Source organism: Solibacillus sp. FSL H8-0538 (assembly GCF_038003525.1).
GTDB lineage: Bacteria > Bacillota > Bacilli > Bacillales_A > Planococcaceae > JBBOPI01.
In genome coordinates this window covers 444,739-457,233 of record NZ_JBBOPI010000001.1, presented here as the reverse complement: position 1 = coordinate 457,233, position 12,495 = coordinate 444,739, and the positions used below count along the sequence as shown (strand labels likewise).

Below are 12,495 nucleotides of genomic sequence, written 5' to 3'. Positions count from 1 at the left end.
ACCTTTAAGTCGCTCACTTTTATACTTCGGATTTAATCACTTTTTTTACCAACGCAAGTTCCTGTAAAGCGTCATCTAACGTTTGAAACGGCGGACGGATCGTTAACAGGCGTTCCAGAAATGCAGTTACTTGTTGCGGGAGATCGAGCTCCTGCTGCCAGCTACGTTCTTTTCTCTCCGTGCTTTCATAATCCGAATACAATAAAAACAATAGAAAATGGCCTAAAAAATATAAATCACTGGCGGGTGTTTGCAATTTCTTAGGGTTTTTTATTTTCATGTCCGCATCATGATGTAATTCCACTGCGAGTCCAAAATCAATGACAGCAAGTTCCTGCCCCTGAATAATCACATTCGGAATGCGTAAATCTCGGTGCACAATTTGTTGCGCATGGATTTCCGACACAATGTGCATGAGTTGCTCGATGATATTTAAACAGTCCACAATAGAATACTTCGCCCCGTCACGAAAAATCCGTTGCTCAAACGTGTCGCCTTGTATATAGGTCATGATATAAAACGGCACATCTGCAATAAATCCTTCTTCAATGACTTGTGGTACTGGTACATGTTGTAGCTTACGTAAAATTTCAATTTCTAAAAAAAACTTCTTTTTATTTTTCTCAGATTTTCGGTGCTTACGGCGCAAACGTTTCAATACATAGTGCACTTTCGTTTCTTTGTGCTCTACTAAATAGGCCACACCGTAGCCGCCCATACCGAGCTGTTCAATTAATTCATAATTTGAATCTAGTAAAAATTGCGCTGTTAATGCGTCATACTTCCTCTCAAAATAGCGATGCATTAGCTACTGAAAAAACTAAAGGATCCCGAGCTTTTTTTATGGCTACGTTTATAGTGCTTATGACCGTAGTGATTATGATGGCTTGCATAGCGACGATGACTGCTTGATGATGAATAACGGCGGTGGCCGAATTTACTTTTAAAAAGTGATTTAATAATTTTCCCTAACATAATTTTCGTTCCCTTCAATCTTTAGTACTAATGTATACGGATTTTGAGGAAAAAGGTTTCAAAAATTTACTATTTTAAGAATCTGTTTGTTAATAATGCGCTGTTACACGCTACAGTTGTTTTAATAGCTATTCCAATCATGTTAAAGGGGTTGGCGCTTTCGACTAGACGTTTCATTTACTTATTTGAATATTATCCACATGGGGAAATTTTATAATTTCCTTCACAACCAAAAAAAACCTACCCGCGAAAGGATAGGCTCATTTCTGAACTATAGGATGCTACCTAAACGCTTAATGCCCTCTTCGATAATTTCTGGCGTTGCGTTCGTGTAGTTTAGGCGCATTGTGCTAACGCCTTTTTTGTCAGTATAGAATGGATCGCCTGGTACGAATGCTACCTTTTGCTCCATTGCTTCGTGGAATTTCTCAAGTGCAGACGCACCGTTCCCCATCGTTGCCCAGATGAACATACCGCCCTCTGGTTTTGTGTAGGTTACATGCGCTGGGAAGTATTTGTCCATTGCCGCTAACATTGCATCTGACTGTTCTTTGTATAATGCGATAATTTTTTGCACGTGTGCATCATATTCATTATTTGCTAAATAATCATGGATTACATATTGTGCAAAAATATTTGTATGTAAGTCTGATGCTTGCTTTGCTGTTTCAATATGCCCTAATAGCTCATGATTTTTTGTTAAAATATAGCCAAGACGCATACCCGGTGTAACCGTTTTAGAGAATGAGCCAAGTACGACACTGTTTTCTAGCTTGCCCGCACCGATGTAAGGTAATGATTCACCAGTGAAACGTAATTCACCGTACGGATCGTCTTCGAATAAAATTACATCGTGTTTTTTTACGATTTCATAAATTTGCTCGCGGCGTTCTTTAGAATACGTTAAGCCTGTTGGGTTTTGGAAGTTCGGTACTGTATAGATGAACTTCACGTTTGGCTGTTGTAGTGCCTTTTCAAGTTCTTCTAAGTTTAGACCTTCCTCTTCAAGTGTTACACCATAGAAAGTTGGTTGGCTAAGTGTAAATGCTTGAATTGCACCAAGATAGCCAGGTTCTTCAATAATAATGCCGTCATCTTTATTAATTAATACCTTTGACATTAACTCAAGCGCTTGTTGTGAACCCGTTGTGATAAATACATCTTCAGGTTTGTAATCAAGACCTGGTTGCCTCTTATTATATTTTTCTGCAATATATTCACGTAATGGCAAGTAGCCTTGTGTTGTAGAATACTGGAATAATTTACTCCCACTTACTTCAATCGCATGATTTACTGACTGTTTTAACGCATCGATTGGAAATGAAATTGGGTTTGGTAAACCGCCTGCAAATGAAATAACATCCTCTGCATCTGTTACCTTTAAAATATTCCGGATAAATGATGACGGTGTATTTAAAATTCTCTCTGAATATTGCATATTTAATCTCTTCCCTTTTATCGGATTTTTCAAAATTTTATCACTTTCATGTAATATATACAATATGTCAGTGATATTCCAGTTAATAAACGTTTTATAAAGTATTTTAGTGACACGAGAGCGTGAGGTTGTAGTGCGCTGCATACAAAGGAAAATTCTTGTCTGATCTGTGCCCCCTCTCGTTAATAAGAATGACACTATCACGCGTAAAATAGGGCCAGATGATGTGCTTTATTATATGTTTAAGAAACTTATACTTTCATCGCTACAAAAATATTAATACTTCCTTAACAATTAAAAAGGCTATGCAACAGCTTATCGCTGAATACATAACCTTGTTTAGTTACCCTTTCCGTTCAAATAACTCTACTGGAATATGTTGAATCATTTTTGGCCATTCCCCGTCGACTAATAGAAATAGTTTTCGTGTAGCGCGCGAAGCAATTGTGTATAAAAGATACGCATCCATTTCTTCGTTGTAGGTTTTTGCGTTGGCATCCGCCAGTACGACGCTCGTAAACTCAAAGCCTTTCGCCATATAGCCTGGCATAATTAAAATGCCCTTCATATAGACTTTTTGCTCCGCATTAATGAGCTGAACGGCATCTATAACCGGCTTTAACTCACGGTATAGCTGCTCGCATCCTGCTTTATTTTTGCAGAGGAGTACGAAACTATCCTGCTCCTTGTAGTGCTGCTTGACCAATCGCTGGATTACTTGTGCACGATTTGTCGTTTGAATAATTTGCGGCTTGTCCCCTGCAACTCCGAGCGACAGCGTTTCCGTATTGTTTAAAATCGCACTCATAAATTCCGTTATTTCATTTGTGGAACGGTAGGATTTATTCAGTTCCACGGTTTTGAAGTGCTTCGCCAACGGACCCGTCAGTGAGTCCTTCATTTGCGGATGTACGAGTTGATTGCGGTCACCTAGTAGAGAATAATGTGCCTTCGGATGTATCGCCTTGATCGTCAGCAGCTGCAAGTACGAGTAATCCTGAATTTCATCAATGACAATGTGCTTGATAACATTATTGACATATAAGCCTTTGATCATGGCCGTTAAATACATAATTGGCGCCAAGTCCTCATAGTACAGGCGTTTTTGCTGTAAGTTCTCCGCCGTTGCTGCTTGAATTTCCTGTGTAAATAAATTATCATCCTTGAATGTTAATGACTGTAAATACATTTTATGCACATTAATAAAGCCAAGCTGCTCAATCGTCGCTGCAAGCTTTCCGTAGCGCTTGTTCATGTCACTATTTGCTTGCTGCTCAAGCTCTTCGTCTGAACCGATATAAGAATTCACTGCGCGCAGTTCTTTTAAGCGGGTCGTAAATTCTTTATTCTTGCGCTCTTCAAGCTGTGTCTGTAGTGTTGAACGAATTTTCTTCAAGCGAAAATCGATATCCAGTCCTTTGAATTTCACATAAAACAACTGTGATAACTGACGCGCCGAAGCAAACATTTCCTCACCCATTTTTAAATTATAAAATGGCATATTTTGTTTTTGAATATGGTCGATATACGCAAGCAGTTGCTTTACGTAACGATGTGATCCTTTAAATGCATAATGCTCACGCTCTGTAGCTGATGCATTTTGCAGTCGCTCAATGTTTTCATAATTCGTTTCGCAACGGTAGCGCGTTAAATTCATATCACGTAGCAGGCGGTAATACGTCGTATGTTGCACATTTTCCTCGCCAAGCTCCGGGAGAACATTCGAAATATAATCGTTAAATAAATCCGACGGCGAGATGAGTAGGATGCTTTTGGCGTTCATCGTTTGACGGTATTCATATAGTAGAAACGCAATTCGCTGCATCGCCACAGACGTTTTCCCACTACCGGGCGGGCCAAGTACAATTAAGTTATCCTTGTTCGATGAACGGATGACCGCGTTTTGGTCGCTTTGAATCGTTGCGACAATGGACTTCATTTTTTCCTTCGCTGTATCCGCAAGCAAGCCCTGCAGCACTTCATCTCCGATATAAATATCTGCATCAAATAGTTGGAGCAGCTCGTCATACTTAATTTTGTACTGGCGACGTCCTTTAATCGTCACTTCAATAAACTCCCCGTCCGGAATTTGATAGCGTGACGGTCCGACTTTATTTTCATAAAAAAGACTTGAAATTGGTGCGCGCCAATCATAAATGAGCACATCCTCAGACACCGGATCACGAAACGTAGAAAGCCCAATGTACAGCTTTTCCTGCTCGCATTCTTCGTTGTCAATTGCAATACGTCCGAAATACGGGCTTTTATATAAAATTTCCGATTTTGTAAGTTGGTCACTAACATTTAAATATTGGCGTTCACGGAGCTGCATCGTTTGCAGCATTTGTGAAAATTGAATCGCGCTCTCGCCCGAAACGTCATTGAACTCAGAAGAAACGGCTGTCCGTTCCTCTACAATTTCGCCCTTTTGTTTTTTTAGTTGTAGATTGAGTGCTGCAATGTGCAAACCCAGCATTTCACTAATTTCCTTTAAATGTTGCTGTTCCTGCTGCCAAACTGTTTGTTCCATCTTGTACCTCCTTGAAAAAGCCCCTCTTAGGCCAGAAAAACACGTATATGCCATTATTCCCGAAATCGCTCAAAAAAACTAGCATTAATTTTCAGTTATGACGACCACCTTTATATTGCGTTTTCATTTTGCTTTTTTAGACACAATTTCACCGAAGGGCTCAATAAAATTAACAAAGCAAATTTTTATTATCCGTTGATTAATTAGAACTAATTTTTAGCTGATTTTTAGCATATTTTTTAGGCTAAATTCAATAGAAGTAGCGACCTATTTGGAATACCGTATTTTGCCCCTCTTCCTAGAAATATAAAGGGTTTATTGAGATGTTCTTTTGTATTTATTTTGTCTTTTGACAGCAACAAAAACAACATTCTACGTATTTTTATTACAGCAACAGCTATATCCGATTTTTACTAATCGCTGTATTAATTTCAACTAGAATACTATGTTTTAAACGAGCATATTTATTTATTAATATAGAAATCCCACAACAAATTCTTTACATTCCACCTATTTTCTTTTACTATTTTCAAGTTATGATGAACTAGTAATACATAATTCGAAAGGAGTAGATAATATGAGTAAAGTCATATTTTTTGAAGTACAAGGTGGTAGCGATAAAGGTCTAGATGGTCATCGTAAAGATACGATGCCCATGGTTGATGCTTTGAAGCAACGAGGGCAGGATGCAGAAGTAATCTTTTTTGACATCGAAAAACGTGATGCGATTTTTAATTATGTAAAAGAAAATGCAGTTGCTTATGTTTCACGCATTAATCCGGGGAATTTAAAACATGAAGCCGAGTATTTTGAAATGCTTCGTGAGCTATGTAATGAAGGTGTGATTGGCATGCCGCATCCCGATGCAATGATCGGTTACGGTGCTAAAGATGCTTTAGTAAAATTACGACATACGACGTTTGTTCCTGAGGATACGTATGCCTACTATACAATTGAAGAATTCAAATCAACATTCCCAAAATCATTAGTGAATAATGAACGTGTATTAAAGCAAAATCGTGGGTCAACAGGTGAAGGCATTTGGCGCGTTCAATTAGTGGATGAGCTGGCCGCCGATGCTGTTGAGGTGCCGCTGGATGCTAAGGTGAAATGTACAGAGGCGAAAGATAATCATGTGGAATATCATGCGCTAGGTGCTTTTATGGACTTTTGTGAACAATACATCGTCGGTACAAACGGCATGTTAGTCGATATGCCTTTCCTGCCACGCATTAAGGAAGGCGAAATTCGCTTATTCATGCTACGTGATAAGCCAATCAATGTCGTGCATAAAAAGCCTGCAGAAGATGCGGATGCCTTCAGCGCAACGCTTTTCTCTGGCGCACAGTACCGCTATGACAAGCCAGAAGAATGGTCTGTGTTAGTAGATGGCTTCCTAGCTAAGCTTCCTGAAATTACTGATTTATTAGGTGGCTATGATTTGCCCTTGATTTGGACAGCCGATTTCATTTTAGATACAGATGCATTTGGTCAGGATACGTACATTCTTGGTGAAATGAACTGTTCATGTGTAGGCTTCACATCTGAACTCGAGCTCGCGCATAACGTAGCGGAAGAAATTTTAGCTTGTATCGGAGAAGTCATGGATGTAACAGCTTGATTTTAATGAAATATGCGATTCTAAATAAAAGTGATACGTTTTTGAATATCATTTCTATTTAGGATCGTTTTTTTGTAGGGAAATATGAGTAGGTCTCTGGGATTTCTAAATAGACACTCATTATTTCTAACTAACTCCTTCCTAAGAACAAAAGTGCTACAGCGCCTGCTTAGCCCCGACAAGCTGCTTGCGAGCCCGAAGTGAAAGTAAAATCTCCACAACTTTCGCCAGAGGGCAGACCGCAACCTTGAGGGGCTGGCGCTTTCGCCTAGGTGTCACATATACTTATTAAAATATTATCTACAATGCGAAATTTTATAATTTCTTTAACAATAAAAAAACTAGCCAAAATCCTAATTTTGGCTAGTTTCTCTTAAGGTGTATCAATCGGTTCTCTGCATAATGATTTGCTCATCTCGCAGTATTGAACGAAAACGCGTGCTAGTTCGCGTAGGCGTTCGTGCACGTCTGGATCCACAATATAATTGTCAGCATCAAAATGAGATGCGTGTGTGTACACATAGTTTGGTGTTACTAAGCAGCGAAAGTAATCAAGAATTGGTTTTAATTGATTTTCTACTACTAGGTGATGCTGATACGTGCCACCGTTTGCAACCATTGCGACTGGTTTGTAACGCATTGCTTTTGGCGAAATCATGTCAAATGCATTTTTTAACACACCTGGGATTGACGCTTGGAAAATCGGTGATGCAATAATGTAACCGTCCGCCTCTTCAAATTTTTGAATCATCATTTTCATGTCGTCATTTAACGGGCTGCCGTCTAAAATTTGGTGCTTTAAATCACTGAAATATAATATTTCAAGCTCTAGCTCGCTATTAAAGTCGTTAATATAATGTTCAACTTGTTGTAGCATTGCACCTGTTTTACGTCCAAACACTGTGCCATCTACGAGTAAAATCTTCATGTAGTTCGTTCCTCCATCTGTTTACAGAGCTCATCTCTGTGTAATTCCTATCGCTTATTGTAACAGATGCAGCAATGCTAGAATAGGGAACTGTTTTTCAATAGATAAATTTCAGACTTTGGTCGGAACTGGCGTTTACGCGATTACTGGTCGTTTAGTTCCTCTACTTCTTTTCTTTTAGAACGGTCAAACACGACGTCCTCATCAATCGGTGTAAGCTCTTCCTTCTTTAATTTATCCCAGTTAAACAGCTCCTCGCGCGAAGGCACATTTTCCTCTGCAACAACAGGCATTTGCAGCTCGGCTAGCTCATCGGACTTATAAATGGACACCTTTGCCCGTTTACCGTGCAGCGCGATGACCTTCATTGCTAGCGCCACTTGCTCGGCTGAAATCGAACGGTATTTTTTACCTGGCCCTATTAGCAATGGCCCCATTACATTCAGTAGCTTCTCCCCTGCTTTTTCACCAATGCGGCGCTCGGTCCGGTTCCCTGTTAGCAGTGACGGTTGCACAATGGATAGCTGCGGAAAATCCATCGCAATCAGCTGGTCTTGTAATTTTCCCTTTACCCGGTTGTAATAAACAAATGATTTTTCACTAGCCCCCATTGCCGAAATGACGATGAAATGCCCAATGCCTCGATTTTTCGCAAGCGCAGCAATGTAGAGCGGGTACTCCACATCCACTTTTTCAAATTGTGCACGAGATCCAGCTTTTTTAATCGTTGTCCCAAGACAGCAAAATACTTCATGTGCAAATTCAATATCCAGCTCGGCAATTTCATCAAATTCCCGCACCTTCACCTCTAATTTCGGATGTGAAAAATTAAGTGGGCGCCTTGCAATTACATTAACTGCGGCGTATTCCTCACTTTCACATAATAATCGGACGAGCGCGGAACCAACTAACCCGGTCGCTCCCACAACAAGCGCTGAACGCATTCCCATCATTAAAACCACCTTCCTAAAGCGCCGTTTATCCGAGCACTTTTTCTCCGTACTATTGTATGTCTTTCATTTTCACACATACTTTAGTAGTTTTCACCATAATTTAAATAGAAACCGGAAAGGGTGGGATGATTATGCAAAAAAGGAAAGTTGCGTTTATTGTGGAGCATTGTGAATTAAAAGGCCTATATCCGTTTAAACGTGCAGCAATTTTAGCGCAGCTGCTAAGTGAGGAAACGGTTTTTGTTTTTATTAAAACAACAAATAACCAGGCGATTCACTATTTTACAGAGGTAGGCTTTACGCCAATTCTTTTTGAGCGCTTCACACAGTTGCCAAAACATTTACGAGAGTTATCACCAGATTTGATCGTACATGATGGCAAGGATACGGCCATTGATGCTGTTGAGCAAATTCGACCGTTTTGTACAACGCTTGTACACTTTGATGATTTCGGTGAAGGGGCTCAGCTGGCAGACTGCAATATTGTTGCACTCTTTGAGGAAGTTCGTGAGCATCCTCATATTAATGAGCTGGCCGGTAGCTATGCGTATGCTGTGAGTGATGAAGTAAAGTTGGTGGCCGATAGATTAGCTGAAGAGACTGAGCCCGAAACTGAGGCAAGCTTTTCCGACTCGCTTCCACATATTGTCGTTGCCTTTGAGGACGGCGATGCGAATAACCTTACGTACCGTACTCTACGCCATTTAACTCAGCTGCATATACCGCTGAAAATCTCCGTTGCAATTGATGATGACTATGCACATTCAGTGGAGGATTTGCAAATGATGGTGCTTAGCAGACGGAATACAAAGGTTGTCCGGAGACCTGATGCCCTGCTTCACTTAATGCCTGATGCGGACCTCATTATTTGCAATGCCAGCTACACGCCTTATCAAGTCGCAGCTGCCGGCATCGCTTGCATTACCGCTGCGCAAAATGAGCGCGAGCTTGGCCATGCATTTCCGCGCGAGGCAAACGGCTTTATTCATTTAGGGCTTGGTCGTAAAATGAAGCAGTCCTTTATTCAAAATGCGGTAATGGAGCTCCTGCTGCATGACCATCGCCGCGAGCGAGCGGTTCGCAAGCAGCGTTCCTTAGAGATCATTCACAATAACGAAATTTTACAAGCATTACTCCTTGATTTTGCATACGAACGTCACAATATCGCACACATTTAGTGAAAATTTCAGCGAGCATATGATACAATATTGAAAGAATAAATGTGGTTGTTGAAGGAGCTTTATATTATGCTAACAAAAGACCAATTAAAGCAGGAAATCGCTGAGCTAAAGATGGATTACGTCAACCTTCAAGGTGATATGGAAAAACTTGAATCACTAGGACATGCTGGCTCCGTGAAGCAAGCACTAACACGTCTTGAAAATATGGAAGCACGGCTTGCACAGTTAAATAAGCAGCTCGCGGCATTTGCATAGCCCGCGAGTTTTTTTAGTGGTGAAATCTTTTTAACCACATCATAAAGGACATCATCACGTCCGATTTTAGGGCGAGATGTGTCTTTCTATTTCTACTGACATAAAGAGCGTATTTTTTCGTAGCACTATAGCTTGCAGAAGCAAATGCACGAAAAGTACCATGCATTCGCAAAAGTCTGCACCCTAAACATTATTTGAAGATACTATTGGAGGATTATAAATGGCAATTTTAACAGTTGAAAATTTAGGTCATTCTTTCGGTGACCGCACACTATTTAAAGATGTATCATTTCGCTTAGTCGAAGGCGATCACATCGGACTTGTTGGTGCAAACGGCGTTGGTAAATCAACAATGATGAGCATCATTACAGGTCAAACAATTCATGATGATGGAAAAGTCGAATGGCTTCCAGGCACGCATTACGGCTATTTGGACCAGCACACAGTACTAACACCAGGTCGCACAATGCGCGATGCACTTCGCGATGCATTCCTTCCTCTCTATAAAAAGGAAGAAGAATTAAATGAAATCGCAGCAAAAATGGCCGACGCAACGCCGGAAGAATTAGAAGCATTACTAGATGATATGGCAGAAGTTCAAGACGCACTAGATGCCGGTGACTTCTATACGCTTGATATGAAAATTGAAGAGGTTGCACGCGGACTTGGTCTTGATGCAATCGGATTAGACCGCGACGTTTCAGCACTTTCAGGTGGTCAACGTACGAAAGTATTACTAGCAAAACTATTATTAGAAAAACCAAAAGTGTTACTTCTAGATGAGCCTACCAACTATCTGGATGAAGAGCATGTTACTTGGTTAAAAAACTATCTTAAAAACTATCCACACGCATTTTTATTAATTTCCCATGATACAGAATTTATGAATGAAACAGTCGACGTTATTTTCCAACTAGAATTTTCAAAATTAACGCGCTACACAGCAACATATGAAAAGTTTATGGAGCTTGCCGAAATTAATAAACGCCAGCATATTGACGCGTATGAAAAACAACAAGACTTTATTAAAAAGCAAGAAGATTTCATTGCGAAAAATAAAGCACGCTACTCAACTTCAGGTCGTGCAAAATCTCGTGAGAAACAACTTGGCCGTCTAGAACGTATCGACCGTCCAGAAACAGCTGTAAAACCAGAGTTCCGCTTTAAAGAAGCTCGCACGCCTAGTCGTTTCGTCGTAGAAGCTGAAAATCTTGTAATCGGCTACGATAAAGAAAAACCGTTATTACCTCCTCTTTCATTCATGATTGAGCGCGGAGAAAAAATCGCCCTTGTCGGCATGAATGGTGTAGGTAAATCAACACTACTAAAAACAATGCTTGGCAAAGTTAAACCGCTAGACGGAAAAGTAATCTTAGGTGACTACCTTGCCCCTTCTTACTTCGAGCAAGAAGTAAAAGCAGATAAAATTACACCAATTGATGATGTGTGGGATGCTTTCCCTTCCATGGATCAAGCACAAATTCGGGGTGCACTTGCAAAAGCAGGTCTAAAAACTGACCACATCACGCGCCCACTGAATTCATTATCAGGTGGCGAACAAGCAAAGGTGCGTCTATGTAAATTAATGATGGATGAGGCCAACTGCTTAATTTTCGATGAACCGACCAACCACTTAGACGTTGATGCGAAAGAGGAATTAAAACGTGCGATGAAAGAATTCAAAGGCACAATTATTCTCGTATCCCATGAACCTGAATTTTATGATGGTTTAGTAACGAAAGTTTGGAACGTACAAGATTGGTTCACAACAGGTAAAACTGCTGAATTGGATTTGGAATAGGATTTCGGGAGCTTCGCAATTTTTGCGAAGCTCTTTTTTGATTTGCTTGCACAATTTTCTGGTTTACTTGCACTATTTTTAGATTTACTTGTAACTTTTGGTCTTTTACTTGCAACATTCTTTGGGTTACTTGAAAATTCTAGCAGGTTTACTTGCATCTTCTCATTTTACTTGCAAGATCTTCTGATTTACTTGCAAACTCTTGTCTTTTACTTGCAACATTCTTTGGGTTACTTGCAATTCTAGCAGGTTTACTTGCATCTTCTCATTTTACTTGCAAGATCTTCTGATTTACTTGCAAACTTTGGTCTTTTACTTGCAACATTCTTTGGGTTACTTGCAACTTCAGCAGGTTTACTTGCATCCTCCCATTTTACTTGCAAGAACTTCTGATTTACTTGCAAACTCTTGGCGTTTACTTGCAACATTCTTTGGGTTACTTGAAAATTCTAGCAGGTTTACTTGCATCCTCCAATTTTACTTGCAAGAACTTCTGATTTACTTGCAAACTCTTGGCGTTTACTTGCAACATTCTTTGGGTTACTTGCAATTTCAGCAGCTTTACTTGCATCCTCTCATTTTACTTGCAAGATTTTCTAGTTTACTTGCAAACTCTGGTCTTTTACTTGCAACATTCTTTGGGTTACTTGCAATTTTAGCAGGTTTACTTGCATCCTCTCATTTTACTTGCAAGATTTTCTAGTTTACTTGCAAACTCTGGTCTTTTACTTGCAACATTCTTTGGGTTACTTGCAATTCTAGCAGGTTTACTTGCATCCTCTCATTTTACTTGCAAGATCTTCTGGTTTACTT

At 40.0% G+C, this 12,495-nt stretch carries 10 protein-coding genes; 5 read left to right on the top strand and 5 right to left on the bottom strand.

Going from position 1 to position 12,495, the window contains the following annotated elements; all coding sequences use genetic code 11:
- Window positions 1-19: 19 nt before the first annotated feature.
- The 3 genes from MHH87_RS02120 to helD all read right to left on the bottom strand — a co-directional run bounded on the left by MHH87_RS02120 (window position 20) and on the right by helD (window position 4,943).
- Window positions 20-805, bottom strand: coding sequence for a serine/threonine protein kinase (locus MHH87_RS02120; RefSeq protein WP_340747683.1), 786 nt, complete (start codon window positions 803-805; stop codon window positions 20-22).
- A gap of 441 nt (window positions 806-1,246) precedes the next feature.
- The gene (locus MHH87_RS02115) at window positions 1,247-2,413 is read right to left on the bottom strand and encodes an aminotransferase-like domain-containing protein (protein WP_340747682.1); all 1,167 of its coding nucleotides are present in this window, start codon (window positions 2,411-2,413) and stop codon (window positions 1,247-1,249) included.
- A gap of 343 nt (window positions 2,414-2,756) precedes the next feature.
- Window positions 2,757-4,943: an RNA polymerase recycling motor HelD gene (gene helD / locus MHH87_RS02110; protein WP_340747681.1), complete on the bottom strand. Its 2,187-nt coding sequence runs from the start codon at window positions 4,941-4,943 to the stop codon at window positions 2,757-2,759.
- Window positions 4,944-5,520: 577 nt separating this feature from the next.
- On the opposite strand from helD, the gene MHH87_RS02105 reads away from it, so the two are divergent.
- Window positions 5,521-6,564 (top strand): Cj0069 family protein, encoded by a 1,044-nt coding sequence (locus tag MHH87_RS02105; RefSeq protein WP_340747680.1) that lies wholly within the window; start codon window positions 5,521-5,523, stop codon window positions 6,562-6,564.
- A 373-nt stretch (window positions 6,565-6,937) separates the two neighbouring features.
- Here the strand turns inward: MHH87_RS02105 and MHH87_RS02100 are convergent, their stop codons facing one another.
- Together MHH87_RS02100 and MHH87_RS02095 are read right to left on the bottom strand one after the other, a co-directional pair.
- Entirely contained in the window at window positions 6,938-7,492 is a 555-nt protein-coding gene (locus MHH87_RS02100) for an NADPH-dependent FMN reductase (protein ID WP_340747679.1), read from the bottom strand.
- 143 nt (window positions 7,493-7,635) lie between these two features.
- Window positions 7,636-8,442 (bottom strand): NAD(P)H-binding protein, encoded by an 807-nt coding sequence (locus MHH87_RS02095; protein WP_340747678.1) that lies wholly within the window; start codon window positions 8,440-8,442, stop codon window positions 7,636-7,638.
- A 134-nt stretch (window positions 8,443-8,576) separates the two neighbouring features.
- On the opposite strand from MHH87_RS02095, the gene MHH87_RS02090 reads away from it, so the two are divergent.
- The 4 genes from MHH87_RS02090 to MHH87_RS02075 all read left to right on the top strand — a co-directional run bounded on the left by MHH87_RS02090 (window position 8,577) and on the right by MHH87_RS02075 (window position 12,385).
- Entirely contained in the window at window positions 8,577-9,623 is a 1,047-nt protein-coding gene (locus tag MHH87_RS02090; protein WP_340747677.1) for a CMP-N-acetylneuraminic acid synthetase, read from the top strand.
- A gap of 69 nt (window positions 9,624-9,692) precedes the next feature.
- Window positions 9,693-9,881, top strand: a complete 189-nt coding sequence (locus tag MHH87_RS02085) for an SE1832 family protein (protein ID WP_340747676.1) — start codon at window positions 9,693-9,695, stop codon at window positions 9,879-9,881.
- Between the two features lie 220 nt (window positions 9,882-10,101).
- Window positions 10,102-11,682, top strand: a complete 1,581-nt coding sequence (locus MHH87_RS02080; RefSeq protein WP_340747675.1) for an ABC-F family ATP-binding cassette domain-containing protein — start codon at window positions 10,102-10,104, stop codon at window positions 11,680-11,682.
- Window positions 11,683-12,040: 358 nt separating this feature from the next.
- Window positions 12,041-12,385: a hypothetical protein gene (locus MHH87_RS02075; protein ID WP_340747674.1), complete on the top strand. Its 345-nt coding sequence runs from the start codon at window positions 12,041-12,043 to the stop codon at window positions 12,383-12,385.
- The last annotated feature ends 110 nt before the right edge of the window (window positions 12,386-12,495 follow it).

Excerpts from the sequence above, each read along its gene's own strand:
- helD (WP_340747681.1), bottom strand. The coding sequence starts at position 4,943 with ATGGAACAAACAGTTTGGCAGCAGGAACAGCAACATTTAAAGGAAATT.
- MHH87_RS02105 (WP_340747680.1), top strand. The coding sequence starts at position 5,521 with ATGAGTAAAGTCATATTTTTTGAAGTACAAGGTGGTAGCGATAAAGGT.
- MHH87_RS02115 (WP_340747682.1), bottom strand. The coding sequence starts at position 2,413 with ATGCAATATTCAGAGAGAATTTTAAATACACCGTCATCATTTATCCGG.
- MHH87_RS02085 (WP_340747676.1), top strand. The coding sequence starts at position 9,693 with ATGCTAACAAAAGACCAATTAAAGCAGGAAATCGCTGAGCTAAAGATG.
- MHH87_RS02120 (WP_340747683.1), bottom strand. The coding sequence starts at position 805 with ATGCATCGCTATTTTGAGAGGAAGTATGACGCATTAACAGCGCAATTT.
- MHH87_RS02080 (WP_340747675.1), top strand. The coding sequence starts at position 10,102 with ATGGCAATTTTAACAGTTGAAAATTTAGGTCATTCTTTCGGTGACCGC.
- MHH87_RS02090 (WP_340747677.1), top strand. The coding sequence starts at position 8,577 with ATGCAAAAAAGGAAAGTTGCGTTTATTGTGGAGCATTGTGAATTAAAA.
- MHH87_RS02100 (WP_340747679.1), bottom strand. The coding sequence starts at position 7,492 with ATGAAGATTTTACTCGTAGATGGCACAGTGTTTGGACGTAAAACAGGT.
- MHH87_RS02095 (WP_340747678.1), bottom strand. The coding sequence starts at position 8,442 with ATGGGAATGCGTTCAGCGCTTGTTGTGGGAGCGACCGGGTTAGTTGGT.